Below are 24,514 nucleotides of genomic sequence, written 5' to 3' on the forward strand. Positions count from 1 at the left end.
ATGGACGGAGTACGGATCGAACAAGATATGATCACGACCCCAAGGGGACTGCTGTTTCCGCGCGATATGGAAGTGCTGAAACCACGCATTGCGAGCAGCCTGCGACGTGGGCTGTACGAGAAACAGGAAGGCGACGCGGTTCTGCGGGTCATCCAGCCCGATGACGTTGTGCTGGAACTGGGCGGCGGCCTTGGCTTCATCTCGGCCCTGATCGCCAAGAAGAGCCCAGCGGCGCATGTGCATGTGTACGAGGCAAACCGGGACCTGGCCGACTATATCGGCCGTGTTCACACCGCCAACGAGATCGAGAATGCGACGGTTCACCACGCCATGCTCGGTAAACGCAAGGGCACCAAGGACTTCTATGTGCGGGGCAATGTCCTGGCCTCGTCTGCGGATGAGGCAAATGGTGACGTCATTGTGCGTACTGACACTGTGGATGTCGTAAACGCAGGTCAGCAGGCCAAGGCGATCAAGCCGACCGTACTGGTGTGCGACGTCGAGGGCGGCGAAGCAGAGCTTTTGCCCGAGATGGACCTGAGCACACTGCGCGCCGCCGTGATCGAATTGCATCCGCAGTGGATCGGACCCGAGGGTGTGAATGCCGTCTTTGGCGCGATGATGGCGGCGGGTTTGGCCTATTTTCCCAAGCTGTCGACCCAGAAAGTCGTCACGTTCCGCAGGGCCTGGCCGCTCCGGTGACACATCTTGCGCTTTTGACGGTCCGGAACGAGGCGGCGTTCCTGCTGGAGTGGCTTGCCCATCACCGGGCTGTCGGCTTTGATGATATCCTTGTTTTTTCAAACGATTGCGACGATGGCACTGATGTGATGCTGGATCGGCTGGCCGAAATGGGCTGGCTGACCCATGTCCGCAATGAGGGTCCCTACGACAAGGGTGGTATTCAGTTCACCGCACTCAAGGCGGCGGCAAAGATGGATCAGGTCAAGAAGGCGGACTGGATTCTGCCGCTCGACATCGACGAGTTCGTCAACATCCATGTCGGTGACGGCACATTGGCCGACCTTCATGCCGCCCTGCCCGACGCCACGGCCATCGCGCTAACGTGGCGCCTTTTCGGCAATAACGGCCAGGTTCGGCACACGGACCACCCGGTCACTGATACCTTTCCAATGGCAGCGCCCGAAATCCTGCACTGGCCCTGGCGCGCGTCGATGTTCAAGACGCTTTACGCAAACAACGGCACATATCGCAAACCCGGGGTGCATCGCCCCAGGGATGCAGATCAAACCAAGCTCGCAGACGCGCGGTGGTTCGACAGTCATGGGCGTGAATTGACTGAACAGTTCAAGACCCGGCGCCTGTTTTCAAACTACGGACAGCCAAATTACGGGCTGGCTCAGTTGAACCACTACCCCCTTGGTGCAATGGAGAGCTATGTTCTGAAAGCGGACCGTGGTCGTGCCGTTCATTCCGATGACATTCTGGGCATGGACTATTGGGTGGAACGGAATTTCTGCACGGATGAGGACAGAACAATCAGCCGCTATCGGGAACGGCGAGATGCGCATTTGGGCGATCTCAGGGCGGATGGCACGCTTGGGGCGTTGCACGCCGACGCGGTGGCGTGGCGCAAATCCCGATTTGATACGCTGATGAAGCAGGAGCCGTTCCGCGCCCTTTTCGGCCGCCTTCTGATGACGCCCCCGACACGTCCCGTGCCTCCGAAAGCTGCGCAATTCATGATCCGATACGCAAATCTGGCGCGCAGCTCGGCGCAATAGTCGCTCAAATTTTCCCCATTTTTGCCCCATTGCGGCGGTACCCTGTCCTCAACCCGCGCGTTCAAAGGCGGGATGTGAGGATAGAGCGATGCAGGACCAAGAGATTCCGTTCGAGCCGGATCTGGCTGATCTGCCCAAGGGTGAATGGCTGTCACGTTTGGCACAAACCGCTGAAGATCAAGGGTTTTTTCAGCCGCTTGGGCGCAAGCACTTTGCGGCACATATCCGGCGCGGCGACACGCTGGTTGTGACATTCGAATCGGTACAGGGCATGCGCGCCTTATCGGAACGGGCCGAACCGCTGGGATGGTCCATGGTGCGCGACAATGACTGGTCGCACCTGTGCATCGCGTCGGACGGCGACACGTGGTTTCGCGACCGGCACGTGATTGGCCTGTTCGATCGCCTGATTGATGACGGCTTTTTCGACGATTTCGAGACCGTCCTGTTTTATGGGGCCGGTCCATGCGGCTATGCGGCCGCTGCGTATTCCGTTGCAGCCCCCGGCGCGCAGGTTCTGGTGATCCAGCCGCAGGCGACACTCGACCCGCGCGTCACCGAGTGGGACGATCGCTTTATCGAGATGCGCCGCACCGACTTTACCTCCCGCTATGGCTACGCCCCGGACATGCTGGACGCATGTGCCCAAGCCTATGTGCTTTATGACCCGGTCGAGACGCTGGATGCCATGCACGCGGCCCTCTTCACCCGCGCGGGCGTCACGCAATACCGCCTGCGCAATATGGGCGACACGATCCAAAGCGATCTGATGGCAATGGATGTGCTGCCCGATCTGCTTGAAATGGCGGCCGAGGGCACACTGGACGACCTGCAATTCGCCAGGGTCTATCGCGCGCGGCGCGACTACCCCGGTTATTTGCGCCGCGTTCTGGCCGCGCTGGACCGCAATGAGCGGACGGAACTGACATACATGATGACGCGCAACGTGGTGACGCGTATGAAACGCGCGCCCCGGTTCCAGCGTCGTCTTGCCGAGATCGAGGTACTGCGCAACACTGCAAATGACATCGCTGTGGGGACCGAGGACTAGAAACCCCGGCCACCCCCGTGCTAACGGCGGCGCATGACCACACTCACTCTTGTCCGCCCCGACGATTGGCACCTGCACCTGCGTGACGGCGCAATGATGCAGGCCGTGCTGCCCTGGACCGCACAACACTTTGCCCGCGCCATCATCATGCCGAACCTTGTGCCGCCCGTAGTGACCGGCACGCAGGCCGCAGCCTACCGCGACCGGATCCTGTCAGCCTTGCCGGATGGCATGGATTTCGAGCCGCTGATGACGCTGTACCTAACCGAAGACACAGACGCAGATGACGTTGCAGCAGCTCATGCGAGCGGACTGGTGAAAGCGGTCAAATTGTACCCGGCCGGCGCGACAACCAACTCCGCCTCTGGGGTGACCAACTTTGACAACGTCCGCCCGGTGCTGGAACGGATGGCCGAGATTGGACTGCCGCTGTGCGTGCATGGCGAGGTCACGGATAGCGACATCGACATCTTCGACCGCGAAGCGGTGTTCATCGACCGTATCCTTGACCCGATCCGCCGTGCCACGCCCGGCCTGCGGGTGGTGATGGAGCATATCACGACATCCAATGCCGTGGATTATGCCCACGCGCAGGACGACAGCCTTGGGGCCACGATCACGACGCATCACTTGGTGATCAACCGCAACCACATCCTGGCCGGTGGGATCAAACCGCATTATTACTGCCTGCCCGTCGCCAAGCGCGAAGAGCATCGGCTTGCCCTCCGCGCGGCTGCGACAAGCGGTGAAGCGCGGTTTTTCCTTGGCACTGACAGCGCGCCGCATACGGATGCCAACAAGCTGCTGCCTTGCGGATGTGCCGGCTGTTTCACCGCTCCCAACACGCTGCCGATCCTCGCGCAGGTATTCGAGGAGGACGGCGCGCTCGACAAGCTCGAAGCCTTCACATCCAAGAATGGGCCCGCATTCTATGGCTTACCGATCAACAACAGCGCCATCACCCTCAGCAAATCCGCACCCGACCTGCCCACCCATGTGGATACCGATGACGGCCCCGTTACCGTCTTCGACCCGGGCTTTGATCTGCAGTGGCGCGTTGCCTGATCGATCTTCATCTTGCCAAGTAAACTCCCGCCGGAGGCTCCCGCACCTTCCAACGGCGGCACAGCCTGAAAGAAAAGCACCATGATCCCCACCAGCTATCCCACATCCGAAGAAATGGCCCGGCTGACGGCCCGCATGCTGCTGGAAATCAAGGCCGTGCATTTCAACGCCGCAGAGCCATTCACACTGTCCTCGGGCCTGCCCAGCCCCGCTTACATCGATTGCCGCAAGCTGATCTCCTACCCGCGTATCCGCACAACGCTGATGGATTTCTTGACCGTCACGGTGATGCGCAATGCAGGGTTCGAGGCGTTTGACAACATCGCTGGCGGTGAGACGGCGGGCATTCCATTTGCAGCCTTTGTGGCCGAACGCATGGCGCTGCCCATGACCTATGTGCGCAAGAAGCCCAAGGGCCACGGAAAAGGCGCCCGGATCGAGGGCGACATGACCGAAGGCCAGCGCGTCCTGCTGGTCGAGGATCTGACCACTGATGGCGGATCGAAGCTTAGCTTCGTCGATGCTATTCGCGACACGGGCGCGACCTGTGCCCATACTGCTGTCATCTTCTACTACGGTATCTTTCCCGAAACGGAAAAAACGCTGGGCGATCACGGCGTGAACTTGCATTCGCTGTGCACCTGGTGGGACGTGCTGGCCGAGGCGAAAGCCTCGGGCGCATTCGATGCAGCGACCCTGACCGGTGTCGAAGAGTTCCTTAACGATCCGCGCGGCTGGCAAGCGGCGCGCAGCTGAGGCATTCCGGCAACTCCGGCGCCGCGCGGTGTCCGGGCACACTGACACATCTGGATGAATTTGGGGGCAAATGCGAGTTTTCTGTGGATAGGTCCGTGTGGACCATGTGTGCATAAGATGATTCGAACCGCTACAGCCGTCATGATATCGTGACATGCCTGCCGCATTCCACTATATGTTGATGGGCCCGTTGCCAGGCGTCACGATATGCACAGGCTTATCCCCGCATATTTCCCGATGGCCCTTGTGACAGTGCTGTGACATCCCCCGGCGTTACGGGGACAGCAGAAAAACGAGCAGAGAGTGGGGCGATGAACGAGATTGCAGCAATCAATCCGACCGGGGTAGCGGTTCAGGATGCCGAGACCATGCCCCACTCGATCGAGGCCGAGCAGCAGTTGCTGGGCGCGATCCTGACCAACAACGACATTTATGACCGTGTCGCGGCGATCATCAACCCGTCCCATTTTTACGACCCTGTGCACGCACGCATCTTCGAGATTTCGGCGGCCCGGATCGCCAAGAACAATCTCGCAAGCCCCGTGACGCTCAAGGCGTTCATGGAGGAGGATGAGGGGCTGAAGGAACTGGGCGGTCCAGCCTACCTTGCCCGTCTTGCGGGGGCCGCCATCAGCGCCTTTGCCGTGCGCGACTATGCGCAGATGATCTATGACCTTGCCGTGCGTCGAGACCTAATCCAACTGGGGCGCGACATCAGCGCCAAGGCGGCCAAGGTCGATGTCGCCTCGGAGCCCAAGGAACAAATCGTTGAGGCCGAACAGGCGCTTTACAAGCTGGCTGAGCAGGGCACATCCGAGGGTGGGTTTCAAAGCTTTCTCAAGGCCGTAACTGACGCAGTTAATGTTGCCAACGCGGCCTATCAGTGTGAAGGCGGGCTTGCGGGCATCTCTACCGGCTTGATCGATATGGACAAGAAGTTGGGCGGGCTGCACCCGTCGGATTTGCTGATCCTTGCAGGTCGTCCGTCCATGGGGAAAACCTCGCTCGCCACCAATATCGCGTTCAACATCGCCAAGGCCTACAAGAAGGGTCTGAAACCGGACGGGTCCGAGGGATCCATCGAGGGTGGTGTCGTGGGCTTCTACTCGCTCGAAATGAGCGCCGAGCAGCTCGCCGCACGTATCCTGTCCGAGGCAGCCGAAGTGCCGTCCGAAAACATTCGTCGTGGTGACATGACCGAGGCCGAGTTCCGGCGCTTCGTGGACGCGGCCAAACAACTCGAAGCCTGCCCGCTCTATATTGACGACACTGCCGCCATCCCGATTGCACAGCTGTCCGCGCGCGCGCGCCGGTTGAAGCGGACGCACGGGCTGGATGTGCTGATTGTTGACTACCTGCAACTGGTGCGCGGTGTGTCCGAAAACCGTGTGCAGGAGATTGGCGAGATATCCATGGGCCTCAAGGCCATCGCCAAAGAGCTGAACATCCCCGTCATCGCGCTGTCGCAGCTTTCGCGTCAGGTCGAAAACCGGGAGGACAAGCGCCCGCAGCTGTCGGACCTTCGGGAATCGGGATCGATCGAGCAGGACGCCGACGTGGTCATGTTCGTGTTCCGCGAAGAGTACTACAAGGAACGTGAGAAACCGGGCGATCACGATCTGGAAGCCATGGCAAAATGGCAGGAAGAGATGGAACGCCTGCACGGTCGCGCGGAAGTCATCATTGGCAAGCAGCGTCACGGCCCGATTGGCACAGTAGACCTGAGTTTCGAAGGACGCTTCACGCGTTTTGGCAATCTGGTACAGCCGTGGCAGCAGGGTGGCGGTGGCGACGCCGGGTTCTGATCACAAGGGCGCGCTGCGCACGCCCCCAATGCTTTTAGGGGCTCTGCCCCCGCCTTCGGCGTCCCCGAGGTATTTTTAGCCAGAAGAAGCTGTATGGCCGCGTTGTGATTGGACAGAGTCACACTTGCCCGGCACAGTATCAACATGCGCTGGCTTCTTGTTTTCTTGGTTTGTTTTGGCTCGGTCGTGCATGCGCAGGAGCAGATCGAAGTAGATGTGGAGCTGTTCCTCGCCGTTGATGTCAGCCGCTCCATGCAGCCATATGAGCTTGAAATCCAGCGACGCGGCTATGCCGCTGCCCTTCAAGCGGCCGAGGTGCAGGCCGCCATCACGAGCGGGTTTCTGGGTCGGATCGCAATCACCTATGTTGAATGGGCCGGGACACATGATCAGCGCATCATTGTACCTTGGACCGTTTTGGCCACCCCGGAAGATGCAGTCGCAATTGCGGGTCAGATCACAGCCCATTTTGACGATGCGATGCGCCGCACTTCGATTTCCGGAGCGTTGATGCACGCCGCTGAGAGCATTGACCGGAACGCATTTGATGGTTTGCGCAGGGTTATTGATGTGTCAGGGGACGGCCCGAACAACATGGGGCGTCCGGTCACTCTGGCCCGAGATGCCGTTCTGGCGCGAGGCATCACGATCAACGGACTGCCATTGATGACGCAGGATGACGGATTTACGTCCCGGTGGAATATTCCCGATCTTGATGCGTACTACACCGCATGTGTCATTGGCGGCACCGGTGCCTTTGTCGTGCCCGTTGCGGATTGGGCGGAATTTGAGGATGCGGTGCGGCGTAAACTGGTGCTTGAAATAGCCGGGCAGCCCGCGCGGCTGTGGCGTGCCCAGGCCACAGCACCCTATAACTGCCTGATCGGAGAGGAAATCTGGGAACGCAATCGCGACATCTTTGCGCTGCCTTAAGCCCATATCGCATTTTCCTCTTCACCAATGCGCGTCGTCCTGCCAAACAGCCGGTCATGACATCTGCGACCCTATCCATCGACCTCGGCGCGCTTGTGCGCAATTGGCAATCCCTTGATGCACTCAGCGCGTGCGAAACCGGTGCGGTGGTCAAAGCCAATGGATATGGGCTGGGTGCGCCCGTCGTGGGCCGCGCCCTTGTACGCGCTGGCGTGCGCAGCTTTTTCGTGGCCACGGCTGAGGAAGGCAACACGCTGCGCGGGGCGATTGGTCAGGGTCCGGCGATCTACGTCTTTTCCGGCCACATGGCTAGCGATACCAACGCGATCCGCGAAGCCGCGTTGACCCCGTTGCTCAACTCCGTTGACCAGATGCTGCGCCATGTCGAGGCGTTGCCGGGTGCGCCCTTCGGCATTCAACTGGACAGCGGGATGAACCGCCTGGGTATGGAGCCCGCCGAATGGTCCGCCGTACGCGACATTGCAATTGCCCAAGGTCCTGCGCTGATCATGTCGCATCTGGCCTGCGCGGATGAGCCTGATCACCCGATGAATGCAAGGCAATTGTCCGAGTTCCGTGCGATGACTGACGGTCTGGACATTCCCCGCTCTCTTGCTGCCACTGGCGGCACGATAATGGGCCCGGATTATCACTTTGACATGACACGTCCCGGCATAGGGCTCTATGGCGGGCTACCGTTTGTGGATGCAGCCCCGGTGATCACGCTGGATCTGCCGGTCATTCAGGTGCGGGATGTAATGCAGGGAGAAAGCGTAGGATACGGCAACACCTGGATCGCCCCCCGCGACAGTTGCATCGCCACGGTCTCCGGCGGCTATGCAGATGGGTTGATCCGGGCGATGGGGTCCAAGGCGGTGCTCTTTGCCGGTGACACGCCCTGCCCCGTGGTCGGCCGCGTGTCCATGGACCTGATCACGGCGGATGTCACCGGATTGAACCACGATCCGGCCGAGCTGCAGTTTGTGGGCCGTCACCAATCCGTGGACACGGTGGCCGAGGCCGCCGGTACGATTGGTTACGAAATCCTGACCTCGCTTGGCCTGCGCTATCAACGGAGCCTTGTCGGATGAATTGGATCGCAGCACTTGGACGGGCCACGCTGGGCCTTTTGGCCGCGATTGGCCGGGTTGCCATGTTCTTTGGTACCGCCGTCACGCACTTGCTGTGGCCACCGTTTTATCCACGCGAGTTGGCACTGTCCCTGTTGAATATCGGGTGGTTGTCACTGCCTGTTGTGGGGCTGACAGCCATTTTCACAGGCGGCGCGCTGGCGCTGCAAATCTATGCCGGCGGCGCGCGCTTCAATGCCGAGGCGGTGGTGCCCCAGATCGTTGCCATAGGCATGGTGCGCGAATTGGGTCCGGTGCTTGTCGGGCTGATGATCGCCGCACGCGTCACCTCTTCCATCGCGGCCGAGATTGCGACGATGAAAGTGACCGAGCAGATTGATGCTTTGGTCACGCTGTCGACCCATCCAATGAAGTACCTGACGGTGCCGCGCGTGCTAGCCGCCACATTGGTCGTGCCATTGTTGGTGGCCGTTGGTGATGTGATTGGCATCTTTGGTGGTTATGCGGTTGCCACGGGCACCCTTGGGTTCAACGCAGCTGCGTACATCCAGAACACGGTCGATTTCCTGCAAATGCGGGATATTACATCCAGCCTTGTGAAAGGCGCGGTGTTCGGCTGCATCGCCGCCTTGATGGGATGCTACTTCGGCATGAACTCAGGCCGGGGTGCGCAGGGTGTGGGCCGGGCGACCAAGGGGTCGGTCGAGGCCGCTGCCGTGCTGATCCTGGCCGCCAACTTCGTGCTCACGGGGGTGTTCTTTTCCGTATGACCCAGAACACGCCCTCTTTTATGTTCGTCAAAGGCCCTGCCAGATGATCACACTCGACAACATCCACAAAAGCTTTGGCGACAATCACGTTCTACGCGGTGTTGATCTGCATGTCGCGCGCGGCACGTCGATGGTGATCATCGGCGGGTCCGGCACCGGCAAGTCCATCACGATCAAGACCATCCTTGGCCTTGTCGCACCCGAGACGGGCACGATCACGGTTGATGGGCAAGACGTCAGCAAGACGGGCGACCGGGATGCCTTTCTGGCCCGGTTCGGGATGCTGTTTCAGGGGGCCGCCCTGTTTGACTCCCTGCCCGTCTGGCAGAACGTCGCCTTTCGCCTGCTGCGCGGCAGCCTTGCGCGCCCCAAGGCCGAGGCACACGAGATTGCCATCGAGAAACTGCGCCGTGTGGGACTGACGCCGGATGTGGCGGATCGTCTGCCCGCCGAACTGTCGGGCGGGATGCAGAAACGTGTGGGGCTGGCGCGGGCCATTGCGGCAGAACCCGAGATCATCTTTTTTGACGAACCGACCACCGGACTTGATCCGATCATGGCGGGCGTCATCAACGACCTCATCCGCGAGATCGTGACCGAGATGGGCGCGACCACGATGACGATCACCCATGACATGACCTCCGTGCGGACCATTGCCGACAACGTGGCGATGCTGCACGGGGGCAAGATCCGCTGGACAGGTCCCGTGTCCGACATCGATGCGGCCACTGATCCATACGTCGATCAGTTCATTCATGGCCGGGCAGAAGGGCCGATCGAAACCGTCCGCTGATTCCCACCCGTGCTTGACATGCCACCCGTGGCCCGGCCACCTGCCGCCATGCATCGCTGGATCAATTTGTCCCTGCTCGTCCTGTTCCCGGTCTCGTGGTTTGCGCCACTGCTCAAGGCCGGGCTGCTGCCACTTTTCAAACTGAAAGAGATTTCGGTTCTGACCGGTCTTCAATCACTTTGGAGCACGGATATCTTCCTTGCGCTTGTCGTGGCGGTCTTTGCACTGCTGGCACCGATGGCCAAGACCATCGGGCTTGCACTGCTGCATTGGAACATGGCCAGCCCACGCCTTGCCCCCACGCTGCGGATCATGGGGAAACTGGCAATGGCAGACATCTTTCTGATCGCGATCTATATCACGGTGGCTAAGGGGGTCGGCGTTGGGCGGCTCGAAGTGGCGTGGGGTCTGTATCTGTTTACCGCGTGCATTCTGGTATCGCTTTGGGTCGGCGTTCGAACTGAAAGAATCGTATCCAGCCACGGTGATTGATGCGAAAGCGGAAACAGTCCGTGTTTTGCAGTCCGCACATTCACCACTTTTTGACTGTATTTTCCGACCCTTATGGATATGCTGCAAGGATTAGTGCGTCTTCTGGGGGGAAGGCTAATGAAACAAGTGATTTTCGCGGCGCAAGTTCTTGCCGCAACCATGCGACGGCTCGCGCTTTTTCTTTTTGCTGCGCTCGCACTTGGATTGATTGTCACAACTGGGATGGCTGCGGCAGGCTTTTGGCCGTGGATTGACCTTTCGGTTACTTGGAATGGCGCGCCAGTTGCCCAAGCTGGAATGATCGCTCAAATCGGGCTGACTGTCCTTGCAGTTGCCTTGTGTTTTTTCCTGCCAACAAACATGCGCATCATGCAGCTTGAAAACTCGCACCGGCAATTCAGTGTTGGCGTCGATGACATCACCCGTGCCTATCACGCTGCACATCACGCGGATCGCAGCGGCACCTTTGACCTGAGTGACGCGTTTGAAAGCACGCGGGATCGCCTTGCCTTTCTGCGGGATCATCCTGATCTGGGCATGCTCGAACCCGAGCTGCTGGAACTGGCCGCCAAGATGTCCCACATCAGCCGCGACTTGGCCGAAGCCTATTCCGACACCAAGGTCGCACGGGCGCGCTCCTTCCTTCAGGAGCGTCAGTTCGAGATTGAGCAGTTTAACGACCGACTGGAGCAAGCCAAGGCCATTCACGGTGAATTCTCGACCTGGATCAACCGGCTGGAGCTGGAGGAAAACGTGGCGCGCGCCCATCTTGAACGGCTGCTGGACGAGATGGAGCGTCTGCTGCCCGAACTGAACCAACCCGCCAAACCGGCCAAGGTCACCCAACTTCCCTTGCGCGTCGAATAGGGCTTGCCCGGCCCCGCTGCCGCTGGCAGACCAAGGCGCATGGCAAAATCCGGCACCACCTATACCTGTTCGGCCTGCGGCGCGTCCTTTTCCAAGTGGTCGGGCCGCTGTGATGGATGTGGCGAGTGGAACACGATCAGCGAAGACACGGGCCTGTCTGCAGGTCCAAGCAGCAAGGGCCTTGGCGCAAAACGCGGAAGTACAGTCACCCTGACCGACCTCGCGACACAGGAAACCCCACCGCCGCGCACCCAAAGCAAGGTTGCAGAACTGGACCGGGTTCTGGGCGGCGGTCTGGTGCCAGCCTCGGCCATACTGGTCGGGGGTGATCCCGGCATCGGCAAGTCCACCCTGTTGTTGCAAGCGGCCGCCCGTTTTGCACGCACCGGACTGAAAACGGTCTATGTCAGCGGCGAAGAGGCAAGTGCACAGGTTCGGATGCGCGCCCAGCGCCTTGGGTTGGCGGACGCGCCGGTGCAACTGGCGGCGGACACCAACCTGCGAAATATTCTGACCACGCTTGAGGCCGAGGCCCCGGGCCTTGCCATTATCGATTCCATTCAAACGATGTGGCTCGACACCGTGGACAGCGCGCCCGGCTCGGTCAGCCAGGTCCGTGCCGCTGCGCACGAGCTGACCACATTCGCAAAGCGCAAGGGCATCAGCGTCATCCTGGTTGGCCATGTCACGAAAGAGGGTCAAATCGCGGGCCCGCGCGTCGTCGAACATATGGTCGATACGGTGCTTTATTTCGAAGGCGAGCGCGGCCATCAATTCCGCATCCTGCGTGCGGTCAAGAACCGCTTCGGTCCAGCCGACGAGATCGGCGTGTTCGAAATGACCGGCAAGGGGCTGGCTGAGGTCACGAACCCGTCCGCCCTGTTCCTATCCGAACGGGGAGAGCCATCGCCCGGATCCGTCGTTTTTGCCGGGATTGAGGGGACCCGTCCCGTCCTGTGCGAGATGCAGGCGCTGGTCGCCCCCTCGCCCCATTCCCAGGCGCGCCGCACCGTTGTCGGCTGGGATGGCGGGCGGCTCGCCATGATCCTGGCCGTGCTCGAAGCGCGTTGCGGTGTTCCGTTTACCGGCCTTGATGTTTATCTGAATGTTGCCGGCGGTATGAAGATCAGTGAACCTGCCGCGGATCTGGCTGTAGCTGCGGCGTTATTATCCGCACGCGAAGATAGTGCTTTACCCGCAGATACGGTGGTTTTTGGCGAAATAAGCCTGTCCGGTGCGCTTCGTCCCGCCCCTCAGACGGAAAACAGGTTGAAAGAAGCCCAAAAACTTGGTTTTTCGTCATCCATCGCACCCAAAGGCGGAAAAGCCCAAAGTGCACCCGGCATGACGCTGAAACGCTTCAGCGATTTGACCGAGTTTGTTGGTGATGTGTTTGGTGCGGGTTAAGCGCTGCAAGAGCAGAATAAAGGGGCAGGACCATGGAAGGGTTCACCATAATTGACGGCGCAGTCGCCGTGGTCATCATCCTGTCAGCCCTGCTGGCATATGGACGCGGCTTCATGCGTGAAGCCATGGCAATCGCAGGCTGGATCGCTGCTGCCATTTTGGCATTCCTGTTTGCCCCGCGCGTGGAACCGCTGGTGCGTGAAATACCGGTGGTGGGCGACTTTATCGCAGACAGTTGCGAGCTGAGCATCATTGGTGCGTTTGCCCTTGTCTTTGCGGTTGCGTTGATCGTGGTGTCGTTGTTCACCCCGCTTTTTTCATCTTTGATACAGCGTTCGGCCCTCGGCGGTATTGATCAGGGTCTTGGTTTTCTCTTTGGTGTGGCGCGCGGCATCCTTCTGGTTGCCATTGCGTTCTTTGTTTACGACACGGTGATCACCGGTCAGGAATTCACCATCGTGGATGAAAGCCGTTCGGCCGCCGTGTTTGGACGTTTCACTGGCCAGATCGAAGAGCAGAATCCGGAACAGGCGCTTGGCTGGATCACCCGCCAATACGAAAGCCTTGTGGGAGCATGCGGCGAGTAAACTCGCCGCACAGCTCGGAGAATCAGGCATTTCCGAGGCCAGCGCAGCACCACACCAGCGTGATCATGGTTAAGCACAGATTAATCGCGTCGCCTCGTTGCGGAGAGTAAAGGCGCGCGCGGCCCCACTGGTGACTATGGCGAAACAGCGCCCGGCTTTGGCCGTGGTTGTGACCAAAAAGCGGCAGATTTGTGGAGCGTTCTGGTCCCCAGAACACAAACACGATCTGACCGGAGGACACACTGATGTTTCTGAACCACGACGCCGCCTTTGCCGATATCACCCCCATCAAAACACCCGCGATCCCGCATATCAGCGCCACCGTCACAGCGCACACATTGCTCGAGACTGAAAACGGCTGGGATACGGTCGACACATTGCAGGCAGGCGACGCAATTGCCACGCTGGATGGCGGTTTTGCCGAAATCACAGCGATTACCCATCCTGACCGCAGCGCTCAGCTTGTTCACATCCCTGGCGGCGTCCTGTCGACATGTTCAGAGATCGCACTGCCAGCGGATGCCCATATCGCGCTGCACACGCCTGCCCGCTGGATCGATGCGCCGGTTGTCTCTGTCCCGGTCAAGGCCCTGAGCGGCTGGCGCGGGATTCGCCCCACCCTGTTCAATGGCCCGGACCTGACTCAACTGCATTTCGCGGACGAAGAGATGATCTATGCCCAGTCCGGCCTTCTGATCCATGCCGCGCCAACGACCGGTGAAAGCTTCTTTCCCAAGCTCAGCTATGGTGACGCACGCGCGATGCTGGCCCTCTCTGCAGGCAAGATTGGTCAACCGGACACTGTCGCTGCGTAATCTGCTCCTGCTTTGTGATCCTTTCGTGACAGGGGCAGCCTGTCTTGTTACACCGCGCCCATATCCCATTCACGGATTCGGAGCTGCCCCTTGTCCGACCTTGCCGCGCCAGCGCAAATGCCTCTTGCCCATCCCTTTGATGACGACAAACTCAAGGAAGAATGCGGGATATTCGGGGTCCTCGGGACAATGGACGCCGCGAATTTCGTGGCCCTTGGCCTGCACGCCCTGCAACATCGGGGACAAGAAGCGGGCGGTATCGTTGCCTACCACCCTGAACACGGTTTCAACTCGGCCCGGCGCTTTGGCTATGTGCGCGACAACTTCACCTCTCAGGCGGTGATGGAAACGCTTCCTGGCTCCCTTTCGATTGGCCATGTGCGCTACTCAACAGCTGGGTCCAAAGGGCAAACCGCGATCCGTGACGTGCAGCCCTTCTTTGGCGAATTTGCCATGGGCGGCGCGGCCATTGCCCATAACGGCAATATCACCAATGCTGACGCGCTGCGCCGCGAATTGATCGAGCGCGGCTCGATCTTCCAGTCCTCATCGGACAGCGAATGCATCATCCACCTGATGGCCCGCAGCCTGCAGCGCAATATCCCCGAGCGGATGGAAGATGCGCTGCGCAGGGTCGAAGGCGCATTTTCGGTTGTCGCCATGACCCGCACCAAGCTGATCGGCGTGCGCGATGCGTTGGGTGTGCGCCCACTGGTGCTGGGCAAGCTCGACACCGGCTATGTCCTCAGCTCGGAAACCTGTGCGCTCGACATCATCGGGGCCGAGTTCGTGCGGGAAATCGAACCGGGTGAAATGGTGGTCATCACGGACAAGGGGGTAGACAGCCGGTTCCCCTTCCGTCCCCAGAAACCCCGCTTCTGCATCTTCGAGCATGTGTATTTCAGCCGTCCCGACAGCATCCTCGGCGGTCGGTCAGTCTATGAGACTCGCGAAAACATCGGGCGCGAATTGGCCAAGGAGGCCCCGGTCGAGGCAGACCTCGTCTGCCCCGTCCCCGACAGCGGCACACCTGCCGCCATTGGCTATTCGCTGGAATCCGGCATCCCCTACGCCATGGGCATCATCCGCAACCAGTACATGGGCCGGACATTCATCGAGCCGACAGAAAGCATCCGCAATATGGGGGTGCGCCTGAAACTGAACGTGAACCGCGCCCTGATCCGGGGCAAACGGGTCATTCTGGTCGACGACTCTGTTGTGCGCGGAACGACCTCGCGCAAGATCAAAGAGATGATCCTGGACGCTGGAGCGAAAGAGGTTCATTTCCGCATCGCTTCGCCGCCCACGGCTTGGCCCTGTTTCTACGGTGTCGATACGCCACAGCGCGAAAAGCTGCTCGCCGCGACCATGAGCGAGGAAGAGATGTGCCAGCATCTGGGCGTCGACAGCCTGAAGTTCATCTCTCTTGATGGCCTCTACCGCGCTGTCGGCGAGACCAAGGGGCGCGATGCATCCAGTCCGCAATATTGTGATGCCTGCTTCTCGGGTGAGTACCCGGTCGAACCCGCCGACATGATCGAGAAGGGTTTTGAGATGAAGGCGGCAGAGTAACCCTCCTGCCGCAAAATGGCATTAGGTCGGGCAATAGTGCGGTATGGATGTTACGCCTTCAGAGATATTGAACCGAACGGCTACCTGGCCAGAAACGGCACAGTCCCATTTCCTGCACCTGCGCGGCATTGTGCATGATGTTGCGACTAGCGCTGATATCGGCCCTCTTGATGAAAGCCTGAAATGGGGTCAACCCGCGTGGCGGCCCAAACGCCCACGCACCGGTTCGACCCTGCGTGTCGACTGGTCGCCAACGATCCCGGACCGCTTAATGACATTCGTTGATTGCAAAACCGATCTGGCCACTCAGATGGATAATCGCTATCCAAACCAGTTCCACAATGATGGGCGTCGAGCGCTTGGGTTCGACCTTGATACTGCACTGGATGCACACGCCGTTTGGCACCTTGCGCATATCACCTTGACCTATCACAGAGCCAAGCGTCAAAGCTGATCAGCGCGCCGCCGCCAACTGCCTCAACGTCAATGGGCAAAGCCTTGCGTATCAGCGCCAAGACCCGTTCCCCCTCGCCAAAAGCCATGTTAGCCGCGCCCCTTGATTCATGGGGATGAACACACGCAAATGGCCGAAGAGACAAACGCAACAACCGCAGATCTTGCGACACAAAACGGTGTGCTACCGCTGCGCAACCTGCAGCTTCTGGGTGTTGTCGGGACAGAAAACAGCCGCCGCGCACTCTTGCGAACGGCGGGAGGGCAAACACGCATGGTCAGCGTTGGCGACACGTTCCGCCATGGCACTGTCATTGCCATAGGCGAGGATCGGGTTGTCCTGGCAGGAGGCGTCGGCCAACGCACGCTTACATTGCCCGACCGGCCCAAGGCTGCCGCTTGACCCTTGGCCCGCCACAAGGCAAGAGCGGGCCATGACACAGACTGCCCTTATCACTGGTGCCTCCCGTGGCCTTGGCGCGGCCATGGCGCTGGCCCTTGCCCCGACGCATCACATCATTGCAGTGGCCAAAACGACGGGCGCACTGGAAGAGCTGGATGACCAGATCACCGCCAAAGGTGGTGCCGCAACGCTTGCACCCATGGACATCGGCAATGACGCGGCGATGCAGACCCTATGCCGTGGAATCTTTGACCGCTGGGGCAGCCTGGACATGTGGGTACATTGCGCAATCCATGCCGCCCCGCTGGCCCCAACCAGCATGATCGACGCCAAGGACATGTCAAAGTCCATCGCGGGCAACGTGGCAGCGACGGCGACACTGATCACGTATATCGCCCCCCTGCTGGGCACATCCGGCAAGGCTGTGTTCATGGATGACCCGGTTGCCGGCCAATCGTTCTACGGCGCATACGGCGCGACCAAGGCCGCGCAGATCGCGCTGGCCCGCAGTTGGCAGGCCGAGACGGCCAAGACAGGCCCACAAGTGCATGTCGCCACGCCGCAGCCCATGCCAACGGCAACACGCGCACGCTTCCATCCCGGCGAGGACCGGTCTCCCCTCGCCGATCCGGCTGTCGAAGCGGCTCGCATCCTGTCCGAAATCAACGGTTGAATCACATGGCCATGCATGGACCAATGGGACCATGCTGACCCGATTTGACCGGCCCAGATCACCTGCGCGACCCGGAGCACTTCAATCCATCTATGATGCCGCAGCGACCGGCTGGCAGGATGGTATCTCCAGGCTGGGCTTTCTGTCGGCTTATGCCGATCTGATGTCGGCAGCGCCGCAGATCGAGACCAGACCAAGAGTGCTGGACGTTGGCACAGGCACAGGTGCCTTCGCGCAAGCATGGCTCGACGCACATGATGCGCCCGCCACACTGACGCTGACGGACATTTCTCAAGCGATGCTCGACACGGCCTTGGCCCGCCTGCCCGGTGCCAACGCATTTGCAGCCCCTTTGGGTGCAGCCTTGGATCAGCTACCGCCGCAGGATGTCGTGCTGTGCGCCCATGTGGTCGAACATCTGGACGATCCGCAAGCGGCCCTGGCCTGGCTGCATGGACAACTGGCGCCCGGCGGAATGTTGGTACTTGCCCTGTCCCGCCCGCATTGGTGCACGGCACTGGTCCGATGGCGCTGGGGGAATGCCGCATACACCCCGGTCCAAGCCCGAAACATGTTGGAAGCCGCTGGATTTACCGACATCATCCCGCACCCCTTCAAAAGCGGCCCACCCAGCCGCGTGTCGCACGGATACATCGCCGTTCGCCCGTAGCGGGTGTGCAACGATCGCCTTCCTCGGTCCCAAAAAACTCTTTGCCGAAGACTGAGGCAGTTGCTCCACACGGCGCGGCCCCATAGTAAGGTCCAAAGGGGCATCACATGCGCATTCTCATCACAAATGACGACGGTATCTCGGCCCCCGGCCTTCAGGTACTTGAACAGATCGCGGTCGACCTTGCCGGGCCGGACGGGCATGTGACCACCGTTGCCCCCGCCTTTGAGCAGTCGGGCGTGGCCCACTGCATCAACTATGCGCGGCCCTTCATGTTCCAGCAGATCGCGCCCAACCGGTACACGGTTGAAGGCAGCCCAGCGGATTGCGTCCTGGCTGGATTGCATCAAGTGCTGGAGGGTCCGCCCGACTTGATCCTGTCCGGTGTGAACCGGGGCAACAACTCGGCCGAGAACGCGCTTTATTCCGGCACATTGGGCGCGGCCATCGAAGGGGCGTTGCAGGGTGTGCTATCGATTGGACTGTCTCAGTATTTTGGCCCCGCGAACCGAGAGCTGGATGACCCGTTCGAGGCGTCTGCTACCCACTGCAAGACACTCATTGAGCGGATTATTGCCGCCACACCCAAGGACCAACCCGGGTACCAACTGTTCTATAATGTCAACATCCCGCCCGTCGCGGCAGCGGATGTCAAAGGCACGCGCGTCGTGTCCCAGGGCCTGCGCCCCGGCGTGGGGTTCCATACCGAACAGACGCAGTCGCCCAGCGGACGCAACTTCCTCTGGATTCGGGGCGGCAACCAGCATGTCCCCACGGCCCCCGATACCGACGCCGCCGTGAACCTGGATGGCTACATCTCGGTCACGCCCATGCGCGCGGATTTCACCGCGCATGACATGCTGGACCAGCTTGGGTCCATCGCCACATGAGTGACGACACCGATCTCGCCACCCGCAAGATGCAGTTCCTTTATGCCCTGCGATCCAAGGGCGTGACCGACAAGCGGGTGCTTGGCGCGATGGAAGAGATAGACCGCGGCCCCTTTGTTCGCGGGCTGTTTTCCGAACGTGCATATGAAGATATGCCTTTGCCCATTGCCTGTGGCCAGACCATCAGCCAGCCATCGGTGGTGGGGCTGATGACCCAGGCGCTGAATGTCAGCCCCCGGGACAAGGTGCTCGAAATCGGGACCGGGTCCGGCTATCAGGCGGCCATCCTCGCCAAACTGGCGCGTCGGGTCTACACCATCGACCGGCATCGGCGGCTCGTGCGCGAGGCGCGCGCCATCTTCGAAGAACTGAACCTGCACACCATCACGGCAATCACAAGCGATGGGTCTTTTGGTCTGCCGGACCAAGCCCCATTTGACCGCATCATCGTCACAGCCGCCGCAGAGGACCCGCCGGGCCCCCTGCTGGGTCAGCTCAAGGAAGGTGGGATTATGGTGCTGCCCGTGGGTCAGTCAGATACCGTGCAAAGCCTGATCCGCGTGCACAAGACGGCCACCGGCCTCGAATATGATGAATTGCGCGACGTCCGCTTTGTTCCCCTGCTCGAGGGCTTGGGCAAAGACTGAAACTGGTGTAAAGAGCGCTCAACCGAAAAGGCCCCCAATTACGAGGGGTCCGGCAGAGGACGACGCAGATGATCCCGACCCTACAGCGCCCCCGTGGCCCCCTGATGATTGCAACCTGTGGCTTATTGGTGCTGGCCGCCTGTGAAGAACCGCTTGATTTTGACTTGCGGGGTCTGGGTGGTGGTTTCACCACGGCAGAGGCTGCGCAGAACGCAACGGTGGACAGGCCACAGCCAGACGACCGTGGTGTCATCTCGTACCCCAACTACCAGGTTGCAGTCGCCAAACGGGGCGATACGTTACAGGATGTGGCGACCCGCGTTGGGCTGCCTGTCGCCGAACTGGCCCGCTTCAACGGCGTGGAAACGGACGTGCCTCTGCGCAACGGCGAAATCATCGCCCTGCCCCGTCGTGTGTCGGAACCGTCGCCATCGACGGGAGCCGTGGGCACAGGCCCGATCCAGCCTTCGTCCGTGGATGTCACCACGCTGGCGGGCAACGCGATCGACAATGCACAACCCACGCCCGTTGCCACTACGCCCGCCACCGCCCCCTTGCCGCAAACCGGACAAGAACCAATACGACATCGTGTGGAACGAGGCGAAACCGCGTTCACAATCGCACGGCTCTACCAAGTGCCTGCCAAATCACTTGCCGAATGGAACGGCCTTGGCGCCGATTTCGCCGTACGCGAAGGACAGTTCCTGTTGATCCCAGTGGCCCGTGTGGCCGCGCCTGACCGCAATGCGGCACCCGCCGACAACAGCACCACCGCACCCGGTGCTGGCACACCCACCCCCCTGCCACCCAGTTCGGCCAAACCCTTGCCCGAAGATGATACCGCCAACCCACCAGCAGCCACCCCGGACCCTGACAAGCCAGTTGCCGATGTGGGTCAGGCCAGCGCCCCGGCACAGTCCGGCGACATGTCCCTGCCAGTTCAGGGCACGATCATCCGGGACTACGCAAAGGGTCGCAATGAAGGCATCGACATTCAGGCAGCCCCCGGCACTGCTGTCAGCGCTGCAGCCGGAGGCACTGTCGCGGCAATCACAAAAAGCGCCGAAGGTGTTCCGATCATCGTTGTCCGCCACCCCGACAACCTGCTGACCGTCTATGCCAACGTGACAGATGTGACCGTGGCGAAGGGCGATACGGTGTCGCGGGGGCAGGCCATGGCAAAGCTGCGTGATACTGACGATACCGCCTATGTGCACTTCGAAGTGCGTGACGGGTTCGACAGCGTGAACCCCAACCCATTCTTCGAATAGAGCGTGCCCAAGGCAATTGTGGCCAATTGCCACCCACACGGGTGAATGCGCCGCAATTGCCGCAAAGATTCCCAAAATTCTTCAAGAACCACGGAATAAGGCCCTAACTCCGCCCTGTTGAGCGATCAGAAACAATCCAACGAAACGATTTGGATTGGTTCAGGCCCATGCCTGTGTTCTACGGATACACCTTTGCCCTGCGCGGCATTCAAACCACCGTCAACGGGGCGGCGAACAACTACGCCTTCGCCCCCAGCGGCACCTGGAGCTACTCTGGCGACACGACCTATTTCGTGGTGAACGAAAACGATGGTGCGACCAACTTCAATGGGGACGGTGCCAACAACGAAACCGTCCAGACCCAGGAACAGTTCGGACAGATCGGGCAGCAAACGGTCTTTATCGACGGGACCGAACGGCAGATCATCTGGGATTACACCTTTACCGTTACGGACGGCACGACCACGTGGGAAATCGCCGTCATCGACGTCGATCTGAACAATGACAACGACCTGAATGACGGCGTAGATGCGTCCGCCACGGACGAGGACGGGTATTACCTTGTTTTCCCTGACGGCATCCCCCCTCCGAATACGGACCTGACCATCGGCGGGATTGTCGACAACGGTGAACTGGTTCCGCATACCAGCCTAGGCGGCACAGTCGTGTGCTTTACATCCGGAATGCAGATCAACACCCCCCACGGCGCATGCGCAATCGAGGACCTGAGTGAAGGTGATCTGGTAAATACCGCTGCATCAGGCCCACAGCCCATTCTCTGGACCGGTCAAACAACGGTCGCCGCAACAGGCGATCTGGCCCCCGTCGTGATCTCTGCCGGGACTTTGGGCAACGACCGCGATCTGATCGTGTCGCCGCAACATGCAATCTTGCTGAGTGACTGGCGGGCAGAGCTTCTGTTCGGTCAGGATGAGGTTCTGGTCCGGGCAAAGGACCTGCTGTGCATGGACGGAGTCTATTGCAAGACAGGAGGGTGCGTGACCTACCATCACATCCTCTTGGAAGAGCACAACGTCGTGCAATCATACGGAATCTGGAGCGAAACACTCTACCCCGGCTCGATCGCCATGGGCGCTGTCGGCGACCATGCCCGCTTGGAAATTGAAACCCTGTTCCCGGATCTTGCCAGTTACGGCCCGATGTGCGCGCCGTGCCTGAAAGGGTACGAAGCGCATCTGCTCGCGGCCTAGAGCCTGACGCCCCGTCGCCCTGCCAGATCACAGAAGTACTGCCACGCCACACGCCCCGATCTGGACCCGCGTGTGGCCTGCCACTCGATAGCCTCGGCCCACAGGGTATCCTGATCAACCGTGACGCCATAAGCGGCACAATACCCCCGGATCATCGCCAGATACTGATCCTGATCGCAGGCATGGAAGCCAAGCCACAAGCCGAACCTGTCGGACAGGCTCACCTTTTCCTCGACCGCTTCGGACGGATTGATGGCACTGCCGCGTTCGTTCTCGATCATGTCGCGGGGCATCAGATGGCGACGGTTCGACGTGGCATAGAGGATCACATTGTCCGGTCGCCCTTCGATTCCGCCATCCAGCACGGCCTTGAGCGATTTGTAGTGCTGGTCGTCGTGGCTAAAGCTCAGGTCATCGCAAAACAGGATAAAGCGCGCATCCGGCGCTTGGCGCAAGACATTCAGCAAACGGCCAACCGAAGGCAGGTCTTCTCGGTGCAATTCAACAATCTTCATTTTCTGATGCTCTACCTCAAGCGCACCATGTATTGCCTTGACAAGGCTTGATTTTCCCATTCCGCGCGCGCCCCATAACAGCGCATTGTTCGCGGGCAGGCCTTGGGCAAATTGCCGTGTGTTGGCAAGCAGTGTGTCGCGGGACCGATCCACGCCCAACAGCAAGTCCAGTGGCACGCGTGACACCTGCGTGACGGGCTCCAATCTGTCCGGCCCTGTCTGCCAGACAAAGGCAGATGCCGCATCAAAATCGGGGGTTTCCAACGGCGCAGGAGACATCCGCTCAAGCGCCGCTGCAATGCGGTCCATGGGGTCGTCGATCACTTCAGATCTTCCTCGGGCATGTCACCAAGGTCATCCTCGTCGTCAAAGTATCCTTCTTCACGCAGCTGCGCGTCGCGCTTCTTCTCGACACGCCGGACCAGCCAGATCGACACCTCGTACAGACCGTACACAACCGTAAACAGGATCAACTGCGTGATGACGTCGGGTGGTGTAACCACAGCGGCCAGCACAAGGATGCCAACCATCGCATATTTGCGCACGTTGCCCAGCCCCTCGGAACTGACAAGCCCCGCTTTACCCATGAGGGTCAACAGCACCGGAAGCTGAAAGCACAAGCCGAAGGCCATGATGAACTTCAACGTGATATCAAGGCTCTCGTTGACCTTCCCGAAAAAGGTGATTGTCGGACCTTCGGTCGCTGCATCGGGCGTAATCACGGCACCGTCGGGCAGGTTTTCCGGGTTGCCAAACACAATCGCCAGAACCGATGACACATCAGCAAAACCCAGGAAAAACGCCATCGCCAGCGGTGTCACCACAAACTGCGCAAAGCTTGCGCCCAGAAGGAACATGACCGGTGACGCGATCAGAAACGGCAGGAACGCGTTCTTTTCTTGCCGGTAAAGCCCCGGCGCCACGAACCGCCACATCTGAAAACCAATGACCGGAAAGGCCAGCGCAAACCCGAACACCATCGAGATGCGGAACAGCGTGAACAGATACTCTTGGGGCGACGTGTATTGCAGCGTGGGCGACGGGTCGCCCAGATCGCGCAATGTGTCGACGATCGGCTCCATCAGGAAGTTCAGTACGTGGACCGCGATGAACTCACCCTGGATGGGGATAAAGAACACCGTAATCGCAATGATGAACGCAATCACCGACCGGATCAGCCGCGTGCGCAGCTCGGCCAGGTGTTCGATCAGTGGCGCAGTGCTGTCGTCGATGTTTTCGGTCTGGCTCATCTAGCTCTCTTTCGGCGCCTGTGCTTCAAGTTCTTCCGCCTTTTTCAACGCGTCAGCAGCCTCCTGAGCCTTGCGCTCAGCCTGTGCACGGGCAGTGGCAGCCTGTATCTTGCGCGCGTTCTCGGCCCGCTCGGCCTTGTCCGCCGCCAGCTTTCCTGTCTCGCTTTCAGGATCAAGGTCCGTCAAGGATGATGTCACATCGCGCGCCGCATCCCTCACACCGTCCATCGCACTACCAACCGGATTGGTCGCAGTCTTGATCGTACGCTGGATGTCCTTGACGCCCGCCTCGTCCGCGGCCTGGTTCATAGCCGTCGAAAACTCGCGCGCCATGCCCCGCGCCTTGCCGACAAAGCGGCCGACATTGCGAAACACCATTGGCAGGTCCTTGGGGCCAATGACGATCAGCGCCACGATCCCGATGACCAGCAATTCCGCCAGCCCAAGGTCAAACATGGATCAGACCTTGTCTTTTTCGGACTCGGGCGTAATGTCCTTGGCCTCATCGGCTTGCGCCGCTTCCAGCTCTTCCTTGCCTTCGTTGATGCCCTTCTTGAAGCTGGTGATGCCCTTGCCGACCTCACCCATCAGGCTTGAAATCTTGCCCCGGCCAAACAGCACCAGCACCACAACGGCGATCAGCAGCAGGCCCGGAAGTCCAATGTTTCCAATTCCCATGGTGTCTCTCCCATCTCTGGCGACGGAATGCCGCCTGTCGGTTAGTGTTCTATGGTTTTGCCGCAGTTGCGAAAAGGCTGACAGCCGACTTGACGGTAACGAAG

At 60.2% G+C, this 24,514-nt stretch carries 28 protein-coding genes; 24 read left to right on the forward strand and 4 right to left on the reverse strand.

What is annotated here, in order from left to right; all coding sequences use genetic code 11:
* The 24 genes from Q1A75_RS00925 to Q1A75_RS01040 all read left to right on the forward strand — a co-directional run bounded on the left by Q1A75_RS00925 (nucleotide 1) and on the right by Q1A75_RS01040 (nucleotide 21,967).
* Nucleotides 1-702: an FkbM family methyltransferase gene (locus Q1A75_RS00925; protein ID WP_299591764.1), complete on the forward strand. Its 702-nt coding sequence runs from the start codon at nucleotides 1-3 to the stop codon at nucleotides 700-702.
* Nucleotides 699-1,745, forward strand: coding sequence for a glycosyltransferase family 2 protein (locus Q1A75_RS00930; RefSeq protein WP_299591762.1), 1,047 nt, complete (start codon nucleotides 699-701; stop codon nucleotides 1,743-1,745). The genes Q1A75_RS00925 and Q1A75_RS00930 overlap by 4 nt, the downstream gene beginning before the upstream one ends.
* Nucleotides 1,746-1,833: 88 nt before the next feature.
* Nucleotides 1,834-2,796 (forward strand): phosphoadenosine phosphosulfate reductase, encoded by a 963-nt coding sequence (locus Q1A75_RS00935; protein WP_299591760.1) that lies wholly within the window; start codon nucleotides 1,834-1,836, stop codon nucleotides 2,794-2,796.
* A gap of 33 nt (nucleotides 2,797-2,829) precedes the next feature.
* Nucleotides 2,830-3,861, forward strand: a complete 1,032-nt coding sequence (gene pyrC, locus Q1A75_RS00940) for a dihydroorotase (RefSeq protein WP_299591758.1) — start codon at nucleotides 2,830-2,832, stop codon at nucleotides 3,859-3,861.
* A gap of 81 nt (nucleotides 3,862-3,942) precedes the next feature.
* Nucleotides 3,943-4,617, forward strand: coding sequence for an orotate phosphoribosyltransferase (locus tag Q1A75_RS00945; protein WP_299591756.1), 675 nt, complete (start codon nucleotides 3,943-3,945; stop codon nucleotides 4,615-4,617).
* A gap of 311 nt (nucleotides 4,618-4,928) precedes the next feature.
* Entirely contained in the window at nucleotides 4,929-6,422 is a 1,494-nt protein-coding gene (locus Q1A75_RS00950) for a replicative DNA helicase (protein WP_299591754.1), read from the forward strand.
* A 144-nt stretch (nucleotides 6,423-6,566) separates the two neighbouring features.
* Entirely contained in the window at nucleotides 6,567-7,355 is a 789-nt protein-coding gene (locus Q1A75_RS00955; RefSeq protein ID WP_299591752.1) for a DUF1194 domain-containing protein, read from the forward strand.
* Nucleotides 7,356-7,411: 56 nt separating this feature from the next.
* Entirely contained in the window at nucleotides 7,412-8,446 is a 1,035-nt protein-coding gene (gene alr, locus Q1A75_RS00960; protein WP_299591750.1) for an alanine racemase, read from the forward strand.
* Nucleotides 8,443-9,216: an ABC transporter permease gene (locus Q1A75_RS00965; protein WP_299591749.1), complete on the forward strand. Its 774-nt coding sequence runs from the start codon at nucleotides 8,443-8,445 to the stop codon at nucleotides 9,214-9,216. The genes alr and Q1A75_RS00965 overlap by 4 nt, the downstream gene beginning before the upstream one ends.
* Before the next feature lie 43 nt (nucleotides 9,217-9,259).
* Nucleotides 9,260-10,009, forward strand: a complete 750-nt coding sequence (locus Q1A75_RS00970; RefSeq protein WP_299591747.1) for an ATP-binding cassette domain-containing protein — start codon at nucleotides 9,260-9,262, stop codon at nucleotides 10,007-10,009.
* 48 nt (nucleotides 10,010-10,057) lie between these two features.
* Nucleotides 10,058-10,501: a paraquat-inducible protein A gene (locus Q1A75_RS00975; RefSeq protein ID WP_299638570.1), complete on the forward strand. Its 444-nt coding sequence runs from the start codon at nucleotides 10,058-10,060 to the stop codon at nucleotides 10,499-10,501.
* 117 nt (nucleotides 10,502-10,618) lie between these two features.
* The gene (locus Q1A75_RS00980; RefSeq protein WP_299591743.1) at nucleotides 10,619-11,368 is read left to right on the forward strand and encodes a DNA repair protein; all 750 of its coding nucleotides are present in this window, start codon (nucleotides 10,619-10,621) and stop codon (nucleotides 11,366-11,368) included.
* 39 nt (nucleotides 11,369-11,407) lie between these two features.
* The gene (radA, locus tag Q1A75_RS00985) at nucleotides 11,408-12,775 is read left to right on the forward strand and encodes a DNA repair protein RadA (protein WP_299591741.1); all 1,368 of its coding nucleotides are present in this window, start codon (nucleotides 11,408-11,410) and stop codon (nucleotides 12,773-12,775) included.
* 32 nt (nucleotides 12,776-12,807) lie between these two features.
* Nucleotides 12,808-13,362, forward strand: coding sequence for a CvpA family protein (locus Q1A75_RS00990; RefSeq protein WP_299591740.1), 555 nt, complete (start codon nucleotides 12,808-12,810; stop codon nucleotides 13,360-13,362).
* Nucleotides 13,363-13,607: 245 nt separating this feature from the next.
* Nucleotides 13,608-14,177, forward strand: a complete 570-nt coding sequence (locus Q1A75_RS00995; protein ID WP_299591738.1) for a hypothetical protein — start codon at nucleotides 13,608-13,610, stop codon at nucleotides 14,175-14,177.
* 117 nt (nucleotides 14,178-14,294) lie between these two features.
* Nucleotides 14,295-15,749 (forward strand): amidophosphoribosyltransferase, encoded by a 1,455-nt coding sequence (purF, locus tag Q1A75_RS01000; RefSeq protein WP_299591791.1) that lies wholly within the window; start codon nucleotides 14,295-14,297, stop codon nucleotides 15,747-15,749.
* Nucleotides 15,750-15,792: 43 nt separating this feature from the next.
* Nucleotides 15,793-16,203: a hypothetical protein gene (locus Q1A75_RS01005; protein WP_299591736.1), complete on the forward strand. Its 411-nt coding sequence runs from the start codon at nucleotides 15,793-15,795 to the stop codon at nucleotides 16,201-16,203.
* A gap of 129 nt (nucleotides 16,204-16,332) precedes the next feature.
* Nucleotides 16,333-16,605 (forward strand): hypothetical protein, encoded by a 273-nt coding sequence (locus Q1A75_RS01010; RefSeq protein ID WP_299591734.1) that lies wholly within the window; start codon nucleotides 16,333-16,335, stop codon nucleotides 16,603-16,605.
* A 31-nt stretch (nucleotides 16,606-16,636) separates the two neighbouring features.
* Nucleotides 16,637-17,278 (forward strand): SDR family NAD(P)-dependent oxidoreductase, encoded by a 642-nt coding sequence (locus Q1A75_RS01015; RefSeq protein WP_299591732.1) that lies wholly within the window; start codon nucleotides 16,637-16,639, stop codon nucleotides 17,276-17,278.
* Between the two features lie 31 nt (nucleotides 17,279-17,309).
* The gene (locus Q1A75_RS01020) at nucleotides 17,310-17,948 is read left to right on the forward strand and encodes a class I SAM-dependent methyltransferase (protein ID WP_299591730.1); all 639 of its coding nucleotides are present in this window, start codon (nucleotides 17,310-17,312) and stop codon (nucleotides 17,946-17,948) included.
* A gap of 107 nt (nucleotides 17,949-18,055) precedes the next feature.
* Nucleotides 18,056-18,838, forward strand: coding sequence for a 5'/3'-nucleotidase SurE (surE, locus tag Q1A75_RS01025; RefSeq protein WP_299591728.1), 783 nt, complete (start codon nucleotides 18,056-18,058; stop codon nucleotides 18,836-18,838).
* Entirely contained in the window at nucleotides 18,835-19,485 is a 651-nt protein-coding gene (locus tag Q1A75_RS01030; protein WP_299591726.1) for a protein-L-isoaspartate(D-aspartate) O-methyltransferase, read from the forward strand. Before surE ends, Q1A75_RS01030 begins: the two co-directional genes overlap by 4 nt.
* 68 nt (nucleotides 19,486-19,553) lie before the next feature.
* Nucleotides 19,554-20,756 carry a peptidoglycan DD-metalloendopeptidase family protein gene (locus Q1A75_RS01035; protein WP_299591724.1) on the forward strand — a complete coding sequence of 401 codons (1,203 nt, stop codon included), beginning with the start codon at nucleotides 19,554-19,556 and terminating at the stop codon, nucleotides 20,754-20,756.
* 167 nt (nucleotides 20,757-20,923) lie between these two features.
* A complete protein-coding gene (locus Q1A75_RS01040) occupies nucleotides 20,924-21,967 on the forward strand; it encodes a Hint domain-containing protein (protein WP_299591722.1) in 1,044 nt (347 codons plus the stop codon).
* Here the strand turns inward: Q1A75_RS01040 and Q1A75_RS01045 are convergent.
* Genes Q1A75_RS01045 through Q1A75_RS01060 form a run of 4 tightly spaced genes read right to left on the reverse strand, consistent with a single transcriptional unit; the run spans nucleotide 21,964 to nucleotide 24,410 of the window.
* Nucleotides 21,964-22,806 (reverse strand): ATP-binding protein, encoded by an 843-nt coding sequence (locus Q1A75_RS01045; RefSeq protein ID WP_299591720.1) that lies wholly within the window; start codon nucleotides 22,804-22,806, stop codon nucleotides 21,964-21,966. The genes Q1A75_RS01040 and Q1A75_RS01045 overlap by 4 nt on opposite strands.
* Nucleotides 22,803-23,732, reverse strand: a complete 930-nt coding sequence (locus tag Q1A75_RS01050; protein WP_299591718.1) for a twin-arginine translocase subunit TatC — start codon at nucleotides 23,730-23,732, stop codon at nucleotides 22,803-22,805. The genes Q1A75_RS01045 and Q1A75_RS01050 overlap by 4 nt, the downstream gene beginning before the upstream one ends.
* Nucleotides 23,733-24,188, reverse strand: coding sequence for a Sec-independent protein translocase protein TatB (tatB, locus tag Q1A75_RS01055; protein ID WP_299591716.1), 456 nt, complete (start codon nucleotides 24,186-24,188; stop codon nucleotides 23,733-23,735).
* Between the two features lie 3 nt (nucleotides 24,189-24,191).
* A complete protein-coding gene (locus Q1A75_RS01060; protein WP_299200556.1) occupies nucleotides 24,192-24,410 on the reverse strand; it encodes a twin-arginine translocase TatA/TatE family subunit in 219 nt (72 codons plus the stop codon).
* Nucleotides 24,411-24,514 lie beyond the last annotated feature (104 nt).

Origin of the sequence: uncultured Tateyamaria sp. (genome assembly GCF_947504105.1) — a bacterium.
In the GTDB taxonomy this organism is placed as follows: Bacteria; Pseudomonadota; Alphaproteobacteria; order Rhodobacterales; family Rhodobacteraceae; genus Tateyamaria.